The following is a 20,307-nucleotide window of genomic DNA, read 5'->3' as shown; positions in this document are numbered from 1 at the left end:
GCTATGGCGCTTCAAGAGTGGCGAGATCATCACGTTCGGGAAGCTCCAGCCACCGCTACGGCCTCCGATCGCGAACGAGAATTCACGTTGCAGCCGCTTGAAAGGCAAATCCATGCTTCAGATGGATTGGAATTTAAAAACGTGTTCCGCCTGTTCGCGTTTAAGTATAGTAAACTTATCGACATAGAGACTTGGAGGCGACGATGAGAGGTCATACCCATCCGTATCGCGGCGATCGCCGGTGGCACCGGTCTCGGGCCGTCGCGCCACGGTTTGTGTCCCCGGCATCACAAGTCAGGTCCAAAATCGCCGCAATGGCTTGAAAATCAAGCAAGATCAATCGCGATTGGCTTGTATATCATGTCGGTAGAATTTATGTCATGGATGCTTGAGCGCGGCGGGAGGCACGCCAGGCGTTTCGCAACGGATGGCCTCGAGCCATCGCATGACAGAGAAACGTTCGGATCATGCTCACCAAGAAAGGCAAGTACGGCCTCAAGGCGCTCGTCCATCTGGCGCGGATGCCGGCCGGGCAGCTTGCCTTCGTCAACGACATCGCGACCGGCAACAACATCCCGAAGAAGTTTCTCGACGCCATCCTGGGCGAACTGCGCAATGCCGGTTTCGTGCAGAGCCGCAAAGGCAAGGATGGCGGCTATCGCCTGGCGCGGCCACCGGAGGAAATCAGGGTCGGCCATGTCGTGCGTGTGCTCGACGGCCCGCTGGCGCCGATCCCTTGCGCCAGCCGTACCCAATACCAGCGCTGCGAAGACTGTAACGAGGCGACATGCCAGGTTCGACATCTGATGCTGGAAGTCCGGCAAGCGATCGCCGAGGTGCTCGACCAGCGCAGCCTCGCCGAGATGCGCGACATCGGCCTCGACGACCTTGGGGTCGCAAGGGGCCTCGACGACCTCTCGGTCGCGAGCGACGATCTGCCGGTTGCGGTGAAGGCCTGACGCCGGCGCGTCGCACGGGGCTGGCATGAGCGGCCGCGGCAACTCGATCATCATCGTCGGGGGCGGCGCCAGCGGGGTCGTGCTCGCCGCGCATCTGCTGAGACAGCCCAATCCCGACCTTCGCGTCACGCTGGTCGAGAAGCGCCCGCATTTCGGCCAGGGCATCGCCTATTCCACATTGCTCTCCGCGCATGTGCTGAACGTCAGCGCCGCCGGTATGAGCGCCTATGCCGACGATCCCGGCAATTTCTGGCGCTGGCTGCTGGAACGCGACCTGGCAACGCCCGAGCAGGCGCCGGTCTACGCGCCGCGCAGCATCTATGCCCGCTATCTCGGCGAATTGCTGGACGATCTCGAGGCGCGCGAGAGGGAGACCGGACGCCTCCGGCTGATCCATGAGGAAAGCCTGTCGATCTCGCCCACGGCCTCGGGGGTGGAAGTGGCGCTCGCCAACGGCACCAGCGTCGTCGCCCATCTGGCGGTGCTCGCCACCGGCCATGACGAGGTGCCGGCCATGGGGCAAGGCCATGCGGTTCGGATGGGGTCTGAGGCCGACACCGCGCTCGATCCCGACCGGAGCGTCATGGTGCTGGGAACGGGCCTCAGCATGGTCGACGCGTTCCTCGCCCTCGAACAGCGCGGCCACCGCGCCGAGATCGTCGCGGTGTCGCGGCGCGGCCTGCTGCCCTCGCCGCACCGCAAGGGCAATCCGATCAAGCTCGACGTCGCCGATATCCCGCTCGGCACCCAGCTTTCCTATTTCGTCGGCTGGTTCCGCGATTTGATCCGGGAAAACCAGAAGGCCGGCATCGACTGGCGCGACGTCGTCGACGGCCTTCGCCCGTTCAACCAGAAGATCTGGCAGAACTGGCCGGCCTCCGCCAAGCGTCGTTTCGTCGAGCACACCAAGGCGTGGTGGGACATCCACCGCCACCGCATGGCGCCCGAGGTCCATGCCCGCGTCACGCAAGCCGTGCAGTCCGGCCGCATCCGCCTCGTCGCCGGCCGTGTCGTCGACATCGCGGCGGGCGGCGAGTTCACGGTCCAGGTCCAGTCGCGCCACACCAAGCGGCTGGAGAGGTTCGAGGTCGCCCGCATCTATGATTGCTCCGGTATCGTCAGGGACATCTCGGCCTCGTCGAACAGCGTGGTGCGCTCGCTGGTCGACCGCGGGCTGGCGCGGCCGGATCCGCTGCGCATCGGCCTCGACGTGACGGCCAATTGCGAGATCATCGCCGGCGACGGCACGGTGTCCAGGAAAATCCTCGCCGTCGGCCCGCTGACCAGAGGCACCTTCTTCGAGATCGACGCCATTCCGGATATTCGCGTCCAGTGTGCGAGGCTGAGCAAGCAGCTGCTGGGGTAAAGTGTTGACGTCGGCGCTCTACGGCAGGCCAGAGGGGGGGACGTGCCGCACAGTCCTGCAGCCGTTGCGCGTCGCAACCCGGAATTTCATTCTCCATCTAGCCGGTCGATTGGCACGATCTATCTTCTTTCCCACTGCAAAGGGCTGGAAAAGAGGATACGCTGCCGCCCTGCACGAGGCGGCCGCTTGATCATGGAGCATCGATATGAGCAGGCACAAGATTGCGCCCTCGGATAGCGCCCCTTTGGAAAGCGCCGCTTCGGAAAACGCAACGTCGCGCCTGCGGCCGCCTTACGGATCGGTGCTCGACCTGATCGGCCAGACCCCCGTGGTCGAGCTGACCCAATTCGACACCGGCAAGTGCCGGCTGTTCATCAAGCTCGAAAGCCAGAATCCCGGCGGCTCGATCAAGGACCGTATCGCGCTGTCGATGATCGCGGCGGCCGAGAAGGAGGGCAGGCTGAAGCCAGGCGGCACGATTGTCGAGGCGACGGCCGGCAATACGGGCCTGGGGCTGGCCCAGGTCGGCATCCCCAAGGGCTACCGCATCATCCTGGTCGTGCCCGACAAGATGTCGCGCGAGAAGATCCAGCACCTGCGCGCACTGGGCGCGGAAGTGCGCATGACGCGCTCCGATGTCGGCAAGGGCCACCCCGAATATTATCAGGACATGGCCGAAAAAATCGCGGCCGAGCTGCCCGGCGCTTTCTACGCCAACCAGTTCGCCAATCCGGCCAACCCTGAGGCGCACGAAACCACCACCGGTCCGGAAATCTTTTCGCAGCTCGACGGCGATGTCGACGCGGTGGTGGTCGGCGTCGGCTCCGGCGGCACGCTGACCGGCCTTGGCCGGTTCTTCGCCAAGGCATCGCCGAAGACGGAAATGGTGCTGGCCGATCCGGTCGGCTCGGTGCTGGCGCCGCTGATCAAGACCGGCAAGATGGTGGAGGCCGGCAGCTGGACTGTGGAAGGCATCGGCGAGGACTTCGTGCCGCCCAATGCCGAGCTGTCGCTGGTCAAGAAGGCCTATTCCATATCGGACAAGCAGAGCATGCTGGCGGTGCGCGATCTCCTGTCCCGGGAAGGCATCCTGGCCGGCTCGTCTTCGGGCACGCTGCTGTCGGCCGCCTTGCGCTATTGCCGCGAGCAGACGTCGCCCAAGCGCGTCGTCACCTTCGTCTGCGACAGCGGCAACAAATATCTGTCGAAAGTCTTCGACGATTTCTGGCTGGCCGAGCAGGGGCTGGCCGAGCACGAGCAGCATGGCGACCTGCGCGACCTGGTGATGCGCACGCACCGCACCGGCGACACCGTCTATGTCGGTCCGGACGAGAGCCTGCTCAACGCCTATGGCCGCATGCGCCGCTCCGATGTCTCGCAGCTGCCGGTGCTCGACGACGGCAAGCTGGTCGGCATCGTCGACGAAAGCGACATTCTGGCCAAGGTCGACGGCCCCTATGAGGGTCGCTGGGAGCGCTTCAACGCGCCGGTACGCACGGCGATGACCTCCAATCTGCATACTTTGCAGGCCAGCCAGACGCTGGACGCGCTGCTGCCGGTATTCGACCGCAACGAGGTCGCCATCATCTTCGACGGCGACGAGTTCGTCGGCCTGATAACCCGCATCGACCTGATCAACCATTTGAGGCGCCGTGCACGATGACCGCATCCGGAAAGAACCGCCTGGCCTTCTCCACCCGCACCATCCATGGCGGCCAGAGCCACGATCCCCTGACCGGAGCGGTGATGGTGCCGATTTACGCCACCTCGACCTATGGCCAGCAGTCGCCCGGCGTGCACAAGGGCTTTGAATATGCCCGGAGCCAGAATCCGACGCGCTTTGCCTTCGAGCGCGCGGTGGCCGATCTCGAAAGCGGCTCGGCTGCCTTCGCCTTCGCCTCCGGGCTGGCGGCGATCGCCACCGTGCTGGAACTGCTCGATTCCGGCGCCCACATCGTCGCCACCGACGACATCTATGGCGGCTCCTTCCGCCTGATGGAGCGTGTGCGCAAGCGCTCCGCCGATCTCAAGGTGAGCTTCGTCGACTGCAGCGACCTTGCGGTTATAGAGGCGGCAATCCGCCCGGAGACGAAAATGCTCTGGGTCGAGACGCCGACCAACCCGCTGCTGCGCATCGTCGATCTCGAAGGCGTCGCAGCCCTTGCAAGGCGCAAGGGCATCCTCTCGGTCGCCGACAACACATTCTGCAGCCCCTATTTGCAGCGGCCGCTGGAGCTCGGCATCGACGTCGTGGTGCATTCGACGACGAAGTACCTCAACGGCCATTCCGACATGGTCGGCGGCGTGGCTGTTGTCGGCGATAACAAGGATCTGGCCGATCGCCTGAAATTCCTGCAGAACGCCATCGGCGCCATTTCGGGCCCGTTCGACAGTTTTCTCGCCCTGCGCGGCCTCAAGACATTGGCGCTGAGGATGGAGCGGCACTCGTCGAACGGCCTCAAGATCGCGCAGTGGCTGGAAGCCCGCAAGGATGTGCGCCGGGTCATCTATCCCGGTCTGGCCAGCCATCCGCAGCATGCCGTCGCCGTCCAGCAGATGCATGCGTTCGGCGGCATGATATCAGCCGTGCTCGACCGCGACCTCGCCGGCACGAAACGCTTCCTCGAACGCACGCAATTGTTCACGCTGGCCGAAAGCCTCGGCGGCGTGGAGAGTTTGATCGAACACCCGGCGCTTATGACGCATGGATCGATCCCGGCGGAGAAGCGCGAAGAGATCGGCATATCGGATTCGCTGGTGCGGCTGTCGGCGGGCATCGAGGATGGCGACGATCTGATCGCCGATCTGGAGCAGGCGCTGGGGGGCTGAGCGGCGGCGCTCCCGCTGAGACGAGCCAGTCTCCAAGCCAGCGCTGCCCCTTACCTGCCTGCCGGCATCCTCCCGTATAGTGACGGGGAGAGGGGCGCTGTGTCTCGATTTGCGCCAATTATCAACGGCGGCAAGAGGGAGCCGGGGTTGCGGTATCTCCCTTCTCCCCGTCACTATACGGAGAGAAGGTGCCGGCAGGCGGATGAGGGGCAGCGCCAACTTCGCAGAAAGCCAGCCACAACCCCGTTGACCCCAAATCCCATCTGCCCGAGATGTAGAGCCTATGGCCACGCGCGACACATCTCCAGACGCTCCCCTCACTTTCGCGGTGCTGGTCTTCCCCGGCTTTCCGATGATGGCGTTCAGCTCGGTCATCGAGCCGCTGCGCGCGACCAATGTGCTGGCGAAGCGGGAATGCTATCGCTGGATCATCGTCGGCGCTACCCAAGGCGCGGTCGAGGCCTCGAACGGCGTCGTCATCCAGCCGCGCTTCTATGCCGGGGATGCGCCGAAGGTCGACCGCATCGTCGTCTGCTCAGGCGGCGATGCCGATCATCTCGTCGCCGAGGATGCGGCAAGCTGGATCCGCCGCAGCTTGCGCAGTGGCGCCCATATCGGCGCGGTGGCGGACGCCGCCTTCTTCCTCGCCCGCGCCGGCCTGCTCGACGGCCATGCCTGCACCTTGCACTGGACCAGCCAGGCGGCCTTCACCGAGGCCTTTCCCAATGTCGAGCTGAGGCGCGACCTCTATGTCATCGACCGCAAGCGTTTCACCTCGGCGGGCGGCGTCGGCAGCCTCGACATGATGCTGGAGATCATCACCCGCGACTACGGCGCCGAGCTTGCGGCCGGCGTCGCCGAATGGTTCGTGCACAGCCAGCTGCGCTCCAGCGTCGACCGCAAGCTGATGCCGCTGCGCCTCCGTACCGGCGTGCGGAACGAGCTGGTGCTGTCGGCCATCGCCATCATGGAGGACGCTGTGGAGGAGCGGCTCGGCATGGCGGAGCTGACGGCCAGGCTCGGCGTCTCCTCCGATAAGCTCGAACGCTCCTTCCGCTCCGAACTCGCCATCTCGCCCAATGGCTACTATCGGCGGCTCAGGCTGAAACGCGCCGCCGATCTCCTGGCGCACTCGACGCTCGCCGTGCGCGACGTGGCGCTCGCCTGCGGCTTTGCCTCGATGTCGAGCTTCGCGCGCGCCTTTCGCGAGGAGCACGGCCATCCTCCGAAGCTGGCGCGACGGCATTAGAGGTCTTGCTGGCGCTGAGAGACGTCGCCCCCCTCTGTCCTGCCGGCCATCTCCCATACGAGGGTCCCTCAAGGGGGGAGATTGAACGTCACAACAGCTTTCGCCAATTTTCACCGAAGAAGCGACGAGGTCAAAGCTGCCAATCTCCCCACTTGAGGGGGAGATGCCCGGCAGGGCAGAAGGGGGGCGCTTGGCACCTGCATCTCTTATTACCCCAGCGGCATCTCGCACAACAAGCGCGGTTTTCCGCACAATCCCTCGTTATCTCCTGCGCCATGGTCTGATCTTGCAAACCACCCAAGGTCAGCCCCCATGAGCATCGTCGTATTCGACCCCGACAGCACTGAAGACGTCGACTTCAAGGACCGCATGCGCCACCCCGCGGCGGCCGATCCGGCGGGCGGCATGTGGCTGTCCGACACCGAGCCGTCCTTCATCGATGCCGACGCCCTTCGTAAAGGCCGGCTGGCCAAGCTGCGCGGTTGGATGCGCGAGGCCGGCTATGGCGGCGTGGTGCTGTTCGACCCCTACAACCAGCGCTACGCCACCGGCTCGCGCAACATGTTCGGCTATTTTCTGCGCAACTCGACCCGTTATTTCTTCATTCCGACCGAAGGGCCGATCGTGCTGTTCGAATATCCGCAGAGCTACCATGTCTCGATGGTGCTCGACACGATCAACGAGGCGCGTCCTTCCAAGCTCGTCTGGTCGTCGGTATCGGGCCGCGACGACGAGACCGCCGGTCCCTTCGCCGACGAGATCGCCGAACTCCTGAAGCAGCATGGCGGCGGCTCGATGAAACTCGGGCTCGACCGCTGCAGCCACTTGCAGGCGCTGGCGCTGGAGAAGCGCGGCTGCGAGGTCCGGGATTGCCAGGGCGAGATCCTGGCGGTGCGCGCGGTCAAGACGCCGGAGGAAGTCAAATGCCTGCAGGTGTCGATGGCCGGCGCGGAAGCCGCCGTCTATGCGGTGCGCGAGGCGATCAAGCCCGGCGTTTCCGAGAACGAGCTGTTCGCCATCATGTATGGCGAGGTCATCCGCCAGGGCGGCGAGTTCATCGAGACGCGGCTGTTGACGTCCGGCCAGCGCACCAATCCCTGGTTCAACGAGGCCAGCGGGCGAAAAATCCGGCCAGGCGAGTTGCTGGCGCTCGATACCGACACGATCGGCTGCTATGGCTATTATTCGGATTTCTCGCGCACCTTCCGCTGCGGGCCCGGCAAGCCGACCCCCTATCAGAAATCGCTCTACCGCATGGCGCACGACCAGGTTCAGCACAATATCTCGATCGTGAAGCCGGGCATGGCTTTCCGCGAGATCGCCCAAAAGGCGTGGAAGATCCCCGACCGCTTCGTCGACCAGCGCTACACCTCGGTCATGCACGGCGTCGGCATGCATGGCGAGACGCCCTTCATCGCGCACGCCATGGACTACGAGACCTATGGCCGCGACGGCCATATCGTGCCAGGCATGGTGGTGAGCGTGGAAAGCTATATTGGCGAGAAGGGCGGCCGCGAGGGCGTCAAGCTGGAGGATGAAATCCTGATCACCGAGACCGGCACCGAGCTCCTGTCGCGCTTCCCCTATGAGGATGAGTTTCTGGAGAAACAGGTTTGACATCCACTGCCCGCCTCGGCGACGCATCGCAGCTGAAGAACGAGCGCCTCATTCCTTGGCGCCCCCCTCTGTCCCTCCAGCGTTTGGAAGTATCTTGGGGGCCAGGCGCATCCGCATGAAAAGCCCTATCTCCGTCAAGCGCGGCACCGTGGCCGCTGTCTTCATCGACCTGCAGGAAGAGCACCGGCAGGACCCGCGCTACCTGGTCGAGGGTTTTGACAAGATTCTCGCCAACGTCCAGCGGCTGCAGGCGGCGGCGCGGCAGAACAATGTGCCGCTCTATCACTGGGCCTACATTGTCGATCTCGACAAGCAGGAGCGGCCCTTTCACCCTGTTGGAACCGACGGCAAGTCGGCCTTCTCCGACAAGAGCGATCCGCTGACCGAGATCTGCCGTGAGGTGGCGCCTGCTGATGGCGAGGCGCTGCTGATCAAGGCCGAGGCCAGCGCCTTCCGCGCGGGACCGGCCGCCGATCGGCTCAAGGCTTCCGGCGTCGAATGGCTGGTCATATCTGGCGTGTGGACCGAGGCCTGCATCGATGCCACCGTGAAGGACGCCGTGGCGCGCGGCTTTCGCGTGCTGCTGGTCAAGGACGCCTGCGGCAGCGGCAGTGCCGCCATGCACCAGACCGCAATCCTCAACCTCGCCAACCGGCTCTATGGCGGCGCCGTCACCGACACCGACGGCGCCTGCCTGCTGCTGGCTGGCGAGAGCGTCGCCGTCTGGCAGGTCGAGGGCTCGGTGCCGCTGCGCTTCAGCTTTGAAAACGCGGCCAGGCTTTACAGCGAGCTTTGAGGCAATGCCTTCCGAAACCGTGGGCAGCACTGAAATGACCGGTCGCAGCAAATACGCGACGCGGCTCGACCCTGCGCTGTGGGCCTATATAGACGGCATCAACGCCTGGTATCCGCCCGAGACGATCGACCTGCCGATCGCCAAGCAGCGTGCGATCTATGACAGGATGTGCCGGGCGCTTCGCCAGCCCTATCCGCCGGGGGTGACGGCGAGCGACGACCTCATCGCCGCCCCCGGCCGGAACATCGCGGTGCGGCACTATGGGATGGCAGGCACGGCCGCGCGGGCCACGGTGCTTTATTACCATGGCGGCGGCTTCATCCTGGGCGGGCTCGACAGCCATGACGACATCTGCGCCGAGATCTGCGCCGGCACCGGCTTTGCCGTGCTCTCGGTCGACTATCGGCTGGCGCCCGAACATCTCCACCCCGCCGCCTTCGACGACGCTCTGGCCGCCTTCGAATGGGCGGCGGCTAGAGCGAACGGGCCACTGCTGCTGTCCGGCGAGAGCGCCGGGGGCAATCTGGCGGCGGCGGTCAGTCACGCGACGCGCGCTCGCGCGAAGAGGCCGACCGGCCAGGTGCTGATCTATCCCGGCCTCGGCGGCGACGAGACTGCCCGCTCCTACATCGAGCATGCCGAGGCGCCGCTTCTGTCGACCGGCGACGTCGCTTTCTACCGCCACGTCCGCTCGGCCAAGAGACAGGCGCCGGACGATCCGACCTTCTCGCCGCTGCGCGCCGCCGACTTCTCCGGCCTGCCGCCCACCATTGTCGTTACCGCCGAATGCGACCCGCTGTCGTCGGACGGCGAGGCCTATCGCGACCGCATCCTGGCCGCCGGCGGCAAAGCGAGCTGGCACGAGGAGAAGCGCCTCGTGCACAGTTTCCTGCGCGCCCGCACCACCGTGCCGGCTGCCGCCGAGGCGTTCCGGCGCATAATCGCGGCGATCGCGGCACTTGGCGCGGGCGAATGGCCCGTCGAACACTGAACCCGAGCGACGCAGCCCTCAATTGCGCCCGTAAAACGCGTTCGGGACATGCACCGGCCAGCGCCATGGCAGCACGGCGATCATGTCGAACCGCATCGACAGCCTGCCGTAATCCGGCTGGCGCGACAGCCAGATGTCGGCGGCGCCTTCGATGCGGCGCTCCGATTCATGGGCGATCGCCTCCATCGCTTCCATCAGCGTGCGGCGCGCCTTGACCTCGACGAACAGCACCAGGTCGCCGCGCCGCGCGATCAGGTCGATCTCGCCGAAACGGGTGCGATGGCGGCGCGCCAGGATCCGGTAGCCCTTCAGCACCAGCGCCGCCGCCGCCAGCCATTCGCCGCGATGGCCGCGCCGGTAGGCCTTTTGACGGCTGGCGCTCGTGAGCCTAGCCACGGTCCTCTCCAGAGGCATCCCTGAGTTCCAGCAGCCGCCGGTAAAGCGCCTGCTTCTGGCCGCCGGTCATCTTCGCCGCTTCCGCCGCCGCCTTCGAAGCCGGCATTTCGGCGGCGAGCGACAACAGCATCCGGTCGATATCGGCCGGCTCGTCCGCCCTGGCTTCGGCCGGACCGACGCACACCACGATCTCGCCCTTCGGCGTATCGGCCGCCGCATAGTGGTCGGCCAGCGCCCGCAGCGTGCCGGTGCGCATCTCCTCGAAGGTCTTGGTCAATTCCCTGCCGATCGCTGCTTTGCGCTCGCCGCCAAGCGCTTCGGCCATCGCGCCGAGAGACTCGGCCAGCCGGCGCGGCGATTCGAAGAAGATCAGCGTCGCCGGCACCGCTTTAAGCGCGTCCAGCCGCGCCAGCCGCTGCCCCGCCTTGACCGGCAGGAAGCCGGAGAACAGGAAGGCATCCGAAGGCAAGCCGGATGCGGTGAGCGCGGCAAGCGGCGCGGACGGACCGGGGATGGGCACGACGCGAATGCCTTGGTCGAGCGCTTCGCCGACCAGCCGGTAGCCGGGATCGGAAACCAGCGGCGTGCCGGCATCCGAGATCAGCGCCACGCTCTGCCCCGACTGGAGCGCCGCTATCAATTTTGGCCCGGCCTCGCCGGCATTGTGCTCGTGATAGGCCGTGGTGCGGCGGCGGATGCCGTAGCGGTCGAGCAGCACGCGCGACACGCGCGTGTCCTCGCAGGCGACCATGTCGGCGGCGGCCAGCGTCTCAAGCGCGCGCAGCGTGATGTCGGCGAGATTGCCGATCGGCGTCGCCACCAGATAGAGCGCGGGTTCGAGCGGCCGGGCCGCGATCTCGGTCTGCCCGATCACATAGCTGCGCTTTCCCGTCTCGCCAGTCACCGGTGCCTTCTCCGTCAGCGGCGCGCCCGCGTCCAGATGGAGCCGCGAAGGACGTTCCGAAATCATCCGCCCTGTTTGGCACGGCCCGCGCCGGGTTGCAAAAGCCGCTGTAATGCAAGGCGAGCGCCATTCCTTCGCCACAGTAGGGAACGAAACCGTCTTTCGCAGATTTAGCCCCTGATTCCCCCGGGGAGGACAGGATGGACAGACTGACCATACAGGACGCTTTCGAGCCTTACTATGCAGGCCGCAAGCGCTTTGCCGCGCAAGGAGACGGGAAGCCGCCCGCCACCACAGACGGCAAGCAGGGGCCCGCGCGCCGCCCGCCACCAGAGATCAAGCTACCCGACAACGAACCCGACAGCACGACGGAGCACTGACCGGACGATGCCCAATCGCTTCGATATTTTCATCACCCGTCTCGAAACCAAGAACGCCCGCCACGGCGCAGCACTACCCTCGATAAGCGACCAGCACCGCGCCCGCCGCGATAAGGGCGACGCCAAGCCAGTTCGCACCGGTGAGCCGCTCGCCGAGAAAGACCGTGCCAAACACCGCCACAAGCACGACGCTTAGCTTGTCGATGGGCGCCACCTGCGCCGCATTGCCGATTTTCAGCGCGCGGAAATAGCAGAGCCACGAGGCTCCGGTCGCCAGTCCCGACAGGCTAAGGAAAAGCCAGGTCTTCCCGGAGATCGAGGCCCACGATTGGAATTGGCCGCTGGCGGCGAGGATCGCCGCAAGCACGACCAGGATGATGGCTGTCCGGATGAGGGTGGCGAAATCGGAATTGATGGTCTCGATGCCGACCTTGGCAAAGATCGCCGTCAGTGCCGCGAAAGTCGCCGACAACAGCGCCCAGAATTGCCAGGAAAGCGTCAGGTTCATTCGGATAGCCTCACCGGTCGGGTCTCAACTCAGATACCGCGAAACAGCTGCCTCCAGAAGCGTAATCTTGGCTTCGAGATTGGGAGCAGCATCCCCGCCTACCGCGCCAGATCGGCCACCACGGCGTCGAGCACGATCATGCCGGCGGGCGTGGCGCGCAGGCGGGCGTTGCCGATCGGCGCCACCAGCCCTTCGCCTTGCAGCACCGACAGCCGTGCGCTCGACAGGCCGCGCCCGGAAAACGCTTCGTAGCGCGACAGGTCGATGCCTTCCGCCAGCCTCAGTCCCATCAGCAGGAACTCGTCAGCCTCTTCGGAGCGCGTCAGGGTCTCGCCGCCGGTGACGCCATGGCCCTTGGCCTCGACCAGGTTGGCCCAGGTTTCCGGCATCCTCTCCGCGATGGTCACGACGCGGTGGCCGTTCTCGACGAAGCGGCCATGCGCGCCGGGGCCGACGCCGACATATTCGCCATAGCGCCAGTAGGTCAGATTGTGCCGGCTTTCGGCACCCGGCCGGGCGTGGTTTGAGATCTCATATGCCGGCAAACCATGGGCTGATGTCACCTCTTGCGTCAGCGCATAAAGGTCGGCGGCGTGGTCGTTGTCGGGGATGATGAATTTCTTCGCCGCGTGCAGCGCGTGGAACGGCGTGCCTTCCTCGATGGTCAGCTGATAGAGCGACAGATGGTCGGCGGCGTGGCCGATGGCCTGTTCGAGCTCCGATGCCCAGGCCTCCGGCGTCTGGCCTGGCCGTGCGTAGATCAGGTCGAAGGAGAGCCTTGGGAATATCTCCCGCGCGAGCCCGATCGCGTGCAGCGCCTCGTCCACATTGTGCAGCCGGCCAAGGAAGCGCAAATCCTTGTCGTTCAGCGCCTGCACGCCGAGCGAGACCCGGTTGACGCCCGCAGCGCGATAGCCGCGAAAGCGTTCGGCTTCGACCGAGGAGGGATTGGCCTCCAGCGTCACCTCGATGCCGTCGGGCACCGTCCAGTTCTTCGCCACGGCGTCCAGGACCCTGGCCACCGTTTCCGGCTTCATCAACGACGGCGTGCCGCCGCCGAGAAAGATGCTGGTCACCTCGCGTGGGCCGGTGCGCTGGCGCATCGTCGCCAGTTCCGCCTCGAAGGCGGCGGCAAAGCGCTCCTGGTCGACCGGCTGGTGGCGGACATGGCTGTTGAAGTCGCAATAGGGGCATTTGGCCGCGCAGAACGGCCAATGCACATAGACGCCGAAACCGGGGCTGCGGTCGAGCGGCATGGTGGCGCCGGGCCTGATCATGCCGAGCCTAACCTGGCCAGACCCAATCGAGCTTGGGCGAATTTCTGAAAGGCGCGGGCGCGGTGCGACAGAGCCGTGGCCTGGCCGGGTTTCCAGCCGTGTTTTTCCTCGGCACTCATCTCGCCGAAGGTCTTTTCGAAACCGTCGGGCAGGAACACCGGGTCGTAGCCGAATCCGAGCTCGCCGCGCGGCGGCCAGACCAGCGTGCCTTCGGCCTCGCCGCGGTAATATTCGGCCTCGCCGTCGGGAAAGGCGAGGCAGATGACGGCGACGAAGCGTCCCGTGCGCTGCGCGGGCGTGGCGGCGCCGACTTCCTGCAGCGCCACTTCGGTGCGCTGCATGGCGATGCCGAAATCCCTGCTGCCATCAGGCGTTTCGGCCCAGTTGGCGGTGTAGACGCCGGGCGCGCCGTCGAGCGCGTCGACGCACAGGCCCGAATCGTCCGACAGCGCCGGCAGGCCCGTCGCCTTGGCCGCGGCGAAGGCCTTGATATAGGCGTTCTCCTCGAAGGTGGTGCCGGTCTCGTCGGGTTCGGGCAAGCCATAGTCCTTCGCCGATTTCGCCTCGAATCCGAATGGCGCCATCAGATCGGCGAATTCGCGCAGCTTGCCTTCATTGTGGCTGGCGACGACGATCTTTTTTCCGTCGAGAGAATGCATCAAAGTCCCCAGATTCTCGGCTCGGCGAATTCGATCGAATTGCCGGAGGGATCGCGGATATAAAGCGAGCGGCCGCCTTGCGGCCATTCGAATTCGCTTTCGACAGCGATGTTCTTCGCCTTCAGATGGGATTTCCAGCGGCTGATTTCATCGGCGGTCGCCGCAAAGCAGAGATGGCCTTCGCCCGATGTGCCGTGTGGCGGCACTTTCAGCCTCGCGTCGGGCGCGGGCGGGACCTTGGTCGCCTCCGCGTTGAAGATCAGCAGCACGCCGGCTCCGCAACGGAAGAAGAGATGGCGGCCCTCGACCTTGCCGAGAGGAGTGAGGCCGAGGATGTCGGTGTAGAAGGCTTCGGCAGCGGCGAGGTCGGTGACGTAAAGAGCGGATTCAAGAATGGCAGAGGGGATCACGAGGCACCCCCCTCTGGCCTGCCGGCCATCTCCCCCGCAAGGGGGGAGATTGGCAGCGTGAGCGCCCGCTCATGGTATTCTATGCTGATTACTGGCGAAGCTCGAGACAACAGCCGATCTCCCCCCTTGCGGGGGAGATGCCTGGCAGGGCAGAGGGGGGTGCCCAGGCTCCGCATGAATAAACTACGCCACCGCCATCTGCTGCAAACTCACCAGCCTCTGGATGCCTTTCTTGGCCAGGCCCATCAGCTCGGCGAACTGCCCTTCCGAAAAGGGCTCGCCCTCGGCCGTGCCCTGGATCTCGACGATGCCGCCCTTGCCGGTCATGACGAAATTGGCGTCGGTGCCGGCCGAGGAATCCTCGAGATAGTCGAGGTCGATGACCGGCTGGCCGTCATGGATGCCGCAGGAAATCGCCGCGACATGGTCCTTCAGCACCTTGGCGACGCTCACCATCTGCCGCGCTTCCATCCAGCGCAGGCAATCGTAGAGCGCCACCCAGCCGCCGGTGATGGAGGCGGTGCGGGTGCCGCCATCGGCCTGGATGACGTCGCAGTCGACGGTGATCTGCTGCTCGCCCAGCGCCTGCAGGTCGACCACGGCGCGCAGCGAGCGGCCGATCAGCCGCTGGATCTCCAGCGTGCGCCCGCCCTGCTTGCCGGCGGAGGCCTCGCGGCGCATGCGCTCGCCTGTCGAGCGCGGCAGCATGCCGTATTCGGCCGTCACCCAGCCCTTCCCGGAATTGCGCATCCAGCCGGGCACCTTTTCCTCCAGGCTTGCCGTGCACAGCACATGCGTGTCGCCGAACTTCACCAGGCACGAGCCTTCGGCATGTTTGGAGACACCGCGCTCGAAGGAGATGGCGCGCATTTCGTCGAACTGGCGTTTGGAGGGGCGCATTCGGCCTGCTTTCTTGTCAGCTTTTTTGAATCTTGGCCGGCTTTTAGACGCATGCGGGGCACGGCGTAAAGGAAAATGGACCGGCGGCCGCAAACGCGGCGACACCGGGGCGATCGCGCAACACGACACCGGGGTGATCGCAAGTGCGACACCGGCTGATCGCGCAACGCGACACCGGGTTGCGCGCAGCGCCGCGAAGTCTATATCCTTGAACCGGAGGTTATGGCCGCAATGACCAAGGCAGTCGATCCCGCTTCGCAGTCGCTCGCTCTTCACGCGCCGGCACTTCAGGCGCCCGCACTTCAGGCGCTCGACATGCGTTCGCGCGACATCTTCCGGCGTATCGTCGATTCCTATCTGAGGGACGGCGAGCCCGTGGGATCGCGCAGCCTGTCGCGCATCCTGCCGTCCTCGCTGTCGCCCGCCACCATCCGCAACGTGATGAGCGATCTCGAACATCTCGGCCTGATCTACGCGCCGCACATCTCGGCCGGTCGCCTGCCGACGCAGGCCGGCCTGCGCTTCTTCGTCGACGCCTTCATGGAACTGGGCGACCTCTCCGACGAGGAGCGGCGCAGCATCGAGGCGCAGGTGCGCGCCTCCGGCTCGGGCGCCACGCTGGAACACATGCTGACCGAGGCCAGCCAGATGCTGTCTGGCATGTCGCGCGGCGCCGGCCTAGTGCTGGCCGCCAAGAACGAGGTGGCGCTCAAGCACATCGAGTTCATCCAGCTCGAGCCCACCAAGGCGCTGACCGTGATGGTGTCGCAGAACGGCGACGTCGAGAACCGGGTCATCGATCTGCCGGCCGGCATCACCGTCTCGCAATTGCACGAGGCCTCGAATTTCCTCAACGCCCATATTCGCGGCCGTACGCTGGCCGAGGCGCGGGCGGAGGTCGAGCGTATCAAGGAAGAGACAAGGGCAGCGCTCGACACGCTGTCGCAGGACCTGGTGGAGAAAGGGCTGGCGGTGTGGGCCGGCGCGGAAAGCGGCCTGCCGGCGCGCCTGATCGTGCGCGGCCGCGCCAATCTGCTCGAAAACGTCACCGCCCAGGCCGACATCGAACTCCTGCGCCACCTGTTCGAGGACATGGAGACGCAGGACGGGCTGATCCAACTGCTCGACCTCGCCGAGGCGGGACCGGGCGTGCGCATCTTCATCGGCTCGGAAAACAAGCTTTTCTCGCTCTCCGGCTCGTCGCTGGTCGTGGCGCCTTACCGCGACAAGGACGCCCGCGTCGTCGGCGCGCTCGGAGTCATCGGCCCGACCCGGCTCAACTATGCCCGCATTGTCCCGATGGTCGACTATACGGCGCAGCTGATATCGCGCATGCTGCGCTGAGAGCTGGGATCGATCCAGCCGGCCGAGGAGAGAAAAGATGGCGCTGGAATCGTTCAAGGCCCAGATCAGCCTCCTGCTGGAGGAGATGGTCAACCAGCCTGAGGATGTGCGCGAAGTGCAGGAGCAATTGCGCGAGAAGCTGCGCGAAATCCGCGCCATGGGCATGCCGCTTCCGGCCGACCTCGTCGAACTGGAAAAGAACCTCGACGCCGATCTCGATCTCGACGCGGATACCTGACCCGAATTCCTTCAACTCCCCGTGTCGTCCGGAACGACTGCCGAGCCCGCCCGTTCCCTTGATGCATGTGACTTCGGTCTTGGGACAACGACATGCATGAAGAAGCGAGACTGGGATGATCCGACTTGCCGGCGCCGTGGTAATCGCTGCTGCCTTGCTCTTCGCCGCGACGGCATTGGCCCAGCAGGAAGAGCCGGTGCTGAAGGGCGCGGCCGCATTCGGTGACTGGCGGGCCGATGCGCCGGGCGTGCGCCGGTTGATCAGCCCGCAAGACCAGCCCAGGCCCTATGTCACCAGATCCGCCTCGAACGGCGCCGGTCCGGTGCAAAGGCCGCAAGGCGCCGAGCCGCGGCTGCCGGCGGGCTTTTCGGCGGAACTGATCGCTTCGGGCATCGACAATCCGCGCGTCGTGCGCGTCGCGCCCAATGGCGACCTGTTCGTCGCCGACAGCGAGGCCAACCAGATCCGCGTCTACCGTCTGGGCGAGGGCAGCGCGAAACCTGTCAGGGACGGCATCTTCGCCCGCAATCTCAACCAGCCCTACGGCATCGCCTTCTACCCGCCAGGGGACAACCCGCAATGGGTCTATGTCGCCAACAGCGACAGCATCGTGCGCTTTCCCTACCGCGATGGCGACCTGGAGGCCTCCGGCGAGCCGGAAACCATCGTCCGCGATATTCCGGCCACTCATCACTGGACCCGCGACATCGCCTTCTCGCCGGACGGCAAGACGCTGTATCTCTCGGTCGGCTCCGGCTCGAACGCCGCCCAGGACATGGCAAGGAAACCGCGGGGCGGGCTCGACGCCTGGGCCAGGTCGAAGCCGCTCGGCGCCACCTGGGGCGCGGAGGAAGGCCGCGCCGACGTCAGGGCTTTCGACCCGGACGGTAGGAATGGGCGCATCGTCGCCACCGGCCTGCGCAATTGTTCGGGCATGGCCATCCAGCCGGCGGCGGGCGCGCTGTGGTGCGTGGTCAACGAGCGCGACGCGCTCGGCGACAACGTGCCGTTCGAATATGCGACCGAAGTGAAGGAAGGCGCCTTCTACGGCTGGCCCTGGTACTATATCGGCGACAATGAGGATCCGCGCCACAAGGGCGCGCGTCCCGACCTTGCCGGCAAGGTCACCGTCCCCGACATTCTGATGCAGGCGCATTCGGCGCCGCTCAACATCGCCTTCTACGACGGCAGGAATGTCCGCGCAGGATCCGGTTTTCCGGCCGAATACAGGGGCGACGCCTTCGTCGCCCTGCACGGTTCGTGGAATCGCGGCAACAGGACTGGCTACAAGGTGGTGCGGCTCAAGTTCAAGGACGGCAAGCCGACCGGCGAATATGAGGATTTCATGACCGGCTTCGTCACCTCCGGCGGCGAGGTCTGGGGCCGGCCGGTCGGCGTGGCGGTGGCGAGCGACGGCGCGCTGATCGTCACCGAGGACGGCAACGGCACCATCTGGCGCGTGACCTACGGCGACGGCCGGTCCTGATCCGCTGGGAGGCCTCGAGCACGGGGCATGCCTGGTGCAACCAAATCCGGCTCCAGGCAATTCCCGCCCGCGAAACTCTGTGCGACAAGGCGCCGTCCCAGCAGTTTCGCGGACGCAAGGCTCGATCCATGACCCTCACCGGCTTTCTCGCCTACAGCGCCGCCCTCGGCTTGGCCGCGGCCATTCCCGGCCCCGGCATCACCGCGCTTGTGACGCGCGCGCTCGGTTCCGGCTTCCGCTCGTCGCTGGCCATGTCCTTCGGCCTGATGCTCGGCGACCTCCTTTATCTCACCGCCGTGGTGCTTGGGCTTGCCTTTGTCGCGCAGACCTTCGGCCTGGTGTTCCTCGCCGTCAAATGGGCCGGCGTCGCCTATCTCGCCTTCCTCGGCTGGCGCTTCTGGACCGCCGGCATCACGCCCGAGACGGTCGAGGCCAGGAAAGGCAAGGGCGGGCTAGCGTCGAGCTTCCTCGCCGGCCTGACGGTGACGCTCGGCAATCCGAAGACGATGATCTTCTATCTCGCCATCACGCCGACCATCGTCGACCTCAAGACCATCACGCTGGCCGACTACGGCATCCTCGCCGCACTCACCGTCCTCGTCCTGTTCGTGGTGCTGGTGCCTTATCTGGCGCTGGCGGCCAAGGCGCGCTGGTTCCTGCGCTCGCCGCGCGCCCTGAAGGCGCTGAACCGCACCGCGGCCGGTTTCATGGTCGGCGCGGCGGCGGCGATCGCCGCCCGCCAATAGGGCCATTTTTGCCAAGGCATTCCGCCGGACTGGCTTTTGCGGGAACGCTTTTCCGAGGCCGAGGCGTTTTAGACACGGGCCCCACTCGGATATTTTCGGGCGACGGTCTATCTTGCGTCCGTGGAAGGCCTATCTTGGCGGCCATCCGTCTGAGATCAGTTCCATCCGCCTGACATTCTGGGAGCCAAACCAATGAACAAGTTCGCCGCCTCCGCTCGTGTTCCCGGCCGTGGCCGCATCTACAATTCCATCACCGATACGATCGGCGACACGCCACTGGTGCGGCTCGACAAATTCGCCAAGGAGAAGGGCATCGTTGCCCATCTCCTTGCCAAGCTCGAATTCTTCAACCCGATCGCCTCGGTCAAGGACCGTATCGGCGTGGCGATGATCGAGGCGCTCGAGGCATCGGGCAAGATCGCTCCCGGCAAGACGACGCTGATCGAGCCGACTTCGGGCAATACCGGCATAGCGCTTGCCTTCGCTGCCGCCGCCAAGGGCTACAAGCTGATCCTCACCATGCCCGAGACCATGTCGGTCGAGCGCCGCAAGATGCTGGCGCTGCTCGGCGCCGAACTGGTGCTGACCGAAGGGCCGAAAGGCATGAAGGGCGCCATCGCCAAGGCCGACGAACTGGCGGCCACCATCCCCAACGCCATCATCCCGCAGCAGTTCGAGAACCCGGCCAATCCCGAGATCCATCGCACGACGACTGCCGAGGAGATCTGGAACGACACCCATGGCGAGGTCGACATCATCGTCTCCGGCATCGGCACCGGCGGCACCATCACCGGCGTCGGCCAGGTGCTGAAGAAGCGCAAGCCTTCGCTGCATGTCGTCGCGGTCGAACCGGAAACCTCGCCGGTGCTGTCGGGCGGCCAGCCTGGCCCGCACAAGATCCAGGGCATCGGCGCCGGCTTCGCGCCAAAAATCCTCGACACCACCATCTATGACGAAATCGTCACGGTCTCGAACGAGGATTCGGTCGCCAATGCCCGCCTCGTCGCCCGGCTGGAAGGCGTGCCGGTCGGCATCTCCTCGGGCGCCGCTTTGCAGGCGGCGATCGTCGTCGGCTCGCGGCCGGAGAACAAGGGCAAGAACCTGGTGGTGATCATCCCGTCCTTCGCCGAGCGCTATTTGTCGACGATCCTGTTCGAAGGGCTGGGCGCTTAGGGTCTTCGTTGGGCGAAGCGATACGACGCGTCGCCTGTCAAGTTTCGACACGCCCCCTGCCGAGCGCCTAACACAAAGG

Annotated in this window: 21 protein-coding genes; 14 read left to right on the top strand and 7 right to left on the bottom strand. The window is 65.5% G+C overall.

Going from position 1 to position 20,307, the window contains the following annotated elements; all coding sequences use genetic code 11:
- Positions 1 to 467 precede the first annotated feature (467 nt).
- The 8 genes from FJ443_RS02120 (at position 468) to FJ443_RS02085 (ending at position 9,807) form a co-directional block, all read left to right on the top strand.
- Complete coding sequence (locus tag FJ443_RS02120) at positions 468 to 959, top strand: Rrf2 family transcriptional regulator (protein WP_140491847.1); 492 nt, start codon at positions 468 to 470, stop codon at positions 957 to 959.
- Between the two features lie 25 nt (positions 960 to 984).
- On the top strand, positions 985 to 2,325 hold the full coding sequence (locus FJ443_RS02115) for an FAD/NAD(P)-binding protein (RefSeq protein WP_140491845.1): 1,341 nt from the start codon (positions 985 to 987) through the stop codon (positions 2,323 to 2,325).
- 205 nt (positions 2,326 to 2,530) lie between these two features.
- Positions 2,531 to 3,988 carry a pyridoxal-phosphate dependent enzyme gene (locus tag FJ443_RS02110; RefSeq protein WP_140524460.1) on the top strand — a complete coding sequence of 486 codons (1,458 nt, stop codon included), beginning with the start codon at positions 2,531 to 2,533 and terminating at the stop codon, positions 3,986 to 3,988.
- Entirely contained in the window at positions 3,985 to 5,154 is a 1,170-nt protein-coding gene (locus FJ443_RS02105) for a PLP-dependent aspartate aminotransferase family protein (RefSeq protein WP_140662588.1), read from the top strand. Before FJ443_RS02110 ends, FJ443_RS02105 begins: the two co-directional genes overlap by 4 nt.
- Before the next feature lie 283 nt (positions 5,155 to 5,437).
- Entirely contained in the window at positions 5,438 to 6,403 is a 966-nt protein-coding gene (locus FJ443_RS02100; protein ID WP_140524457.1) for a GlxA family transcriptional regulator, read from the top strand.
- A gap of 312 nt (positions 6,404 to 6,715) precedes the next feature.
- Positions 6,716 to 8,020 carry a Xaa-Pro peptidase family protein gene (locus FJ443_RS02095; RefSeq protein WP_140625309.1) on the top strand — a complete coding sequence of 435 codons (1,305 nt, stop codon included), beginning with the start codon at positions 6,716 to 6,718 and terminating at the stop codon, positions 8,018 to 8,020.
- A gap of 115 nt (positions 8,021 to 8,135) precedes the next feature.
- Positions 8,136 to 8,816: an isochorismatase family protein gene (locus tag FJ443_RS02090; RefSeq protein ID WP_140491835.1), complete on the top strand. Its 681-nt coding sequence runs from the start codon at positions 8,136 to 8,138 to the stop codon at positions 8,814 to 8,816.
- A gap of 34 nt (positions 8,817 to 8,850) precedes the next feature.
- Positions 8,851 to 9,807, top strand: coding sequence for an alpha/beta hydrolase (locus tag FJ443_RS02085; protein ID WP_140491833.1), 957 nt, complete (start codon positions 8,851 to 8,853; stop codon positions 9,805 to 9,807).
- An 18-nt stretch (positions 9,808 to 9,825) separates the two neighbouring features.
- Here the strand turns inward: FJ443_RS02085 and FJ443_RS02080 are convergent, their stop codons facing one another.
- Both FJ443_RS02080 and rsmI read right to left on the bottom strand, forming a co-directional pair.
- Complete coding sequence (locus tag FJ443_RS02080) at positions 9,826 to 10,203, bottom strand: YraN family protein (RefSeq protein ID WP_181175057.1); 378 nt, start codon at positions 10,201 to 10,203, stop codon at positions 9,826 to 9,828.
- The gene (rsmI, locus tag FJ443_RS02075) at positions 10,196 to 11,107 is read right to left on the bottom strand and encodes a 16S rRNA (cytidine(1402)-2'-O)-methyltransferase (protein ID WP_140563839.1); all 912 of its coding nucleotides are present in this window, start codon (positions 11,105 to 11,107) and stop codon (positions 10,196 to 10,198) included. The genes FJ443_RS02080 and rsmI overlap by 8 nt, the downstream gene beginning before the upstream one ends.
- Before the next feature lie 200 nt (positions 11,108 to 11,307).
- Between rsmI and FJ443_RS02070 the strand changes: the two genes are divergently transcribed.
- Positions 11,308 to 11,487, top strand: a complete 180-nt coding sequence (locus tag FJ443_RS02070; protein ID WP_140491829.1) for a hypothetical protein — start codon at positions 11,308 to 11,310, stop codon at positions 11,485 to 11,487.
- A 73-nt stretch (positions 11,488 to 11,560) separates the two neighbouring features.
- On the opposite strand, the gene FJ443_RS02065 is transcribed toward FJ443_RS02070, so the two are convergent.
- The 5 genes from FJ443_RS02065 to rph form a co-directional block, all read right to left on the bottom strand.
- Positions 11,561 to 11,995: an EamA family transporter gene (locus FJ443_RS02065; RefSeq protein WP_140662583.1), complete on the bottom strand. Its 435-nt coding sequence runs from the start codon at positions 11,993 to 11,995 to the stop codon at positions 11,561 to 11,563.
- Between the two features lie 98 nt (positions 11,996 to 12,093).
- Positions 12,094 to 13,272, bottom strand: a complete 1,179-nt coding sequence (gene hemW / locus FJ443_RS02060) for a radical SAM family heme chaperone HemW (RefSeq protein WP_140491825.1) — start codon at positions 13,270 to 13,272, stop codon at positions 12,094 to 12,096.
- Positions 13,269 to 13,931, bottom strand: coding sequence for an RdgB/HAM1 family non-canonical purine NTP pyrophosphatase (gene rdgB / locus FJ443_RS02055; RefSeq protein WP_140550508.1), 663 nt, complete (start codon positions 13,929 to 13,931; stop codon positions 13,269 to 13,271). Before rdgB ends, hemW begins: the two co-directional genes overlap by 4 nt.
- Complete coding sequence (locus tag FJ443_RS02050) at positions 13,931 to 14,341, bottom strand: VOC family protein (protein WP_140491818.1); 411 nt, start codon at positions 14,339 to 14,341, stop codon at positions 13,931 to 13,933. Before FJ443_RS02050 ends, rdgB begins: the two co-directional genes overlap by 1 nt.
- Before the next feature lie 183 nt (positions 14,342 to 14,524).
- A complete protein-coding gene (gene rph, locus FJ443_RS02040) occupies positions 14,525 to 15,241 on the bottom strand; it encodes a ribonuclease PH (protein ID WP_140491814.1) in 717 nt (238 codons plus the stop codon).
- 231 nt (positions 15,242 to 15,472) lie between these two features.
- On the opposite strand from rph, the gene hrcA reads away from it, so the two are divergent.
- From hrcA to cysK, 5 genes are all read left to right on the top strand, one after another.
- Entirely contained in the window at positions 15,473 to 16,585 is a 1,113-nt protein-coding gene (gene hrcA / locus FJ443_RS02035; protein ID WP_140491812.1) for a heat-inducible transcriptional repressor HrcA, read from the top strand.
- A 37-nt stretch (positions 16,586 to 16,622) separates the two neighbouring features.
- A complete protein-coding gene (locus FJ443_RS02030) occupies positions 16,623 to 16,823 on the top strand; it encodes a hypothetical protein (protein WP_140514129.1) in 201 nt (66 codons plus the stop codon).
- Positions 16,824 to 16,938: 115 nt separating this feature from the next.
- Entirely contained in the window at positions 16,939 to 18,309 is a 1,371-nt protein-coding gene (locus FJ443_RS02025) for a sorbosone dehydrogenase family protein (RefSeq protein ID WP_140491808.1), read from the top strand.
- A 128-nt stretch (positions 18,310 to 18,437) separates the two neighbouring features.
- Complete coding sequence (locus FJ443_RS02020) at positions 18,438 to 19,055, top strand: LysE family translocator (protein WP_140662579.1); 618 nt, start codon at positions 18,438 to 18,440, stop codon at positions 19,053 to 19,055.
- 192 nt (positions 19,056 to 19,247) lie between these two features.
- Positions 19,248 to 20,228, top strand: a complete 981-nt coding sequence (cysK, locus tag FJ443_RS02015) for a cysteine synthase A (protein ID WP_140514132.1) — start codon at positions 19,248 to 19,250, stop codon at positions 20,226 to 20,228.
- Positions 20,229 to 20,307: the final 79 nt, after the last annotated feature.

The organism is Mesorhizobium sp. B2-6-1 (assembly GCF_006440475.1).
Taxonomy (GTDB): domain Bacteria; phylum Pseudomonadota; class Alphaproteobacteria; order Rhizobiales; family Rhizobiaceae; genus Mesorhizobium.
This window is presented reverse-complemented; position numbering and strand designations above follow the sequence as displayed.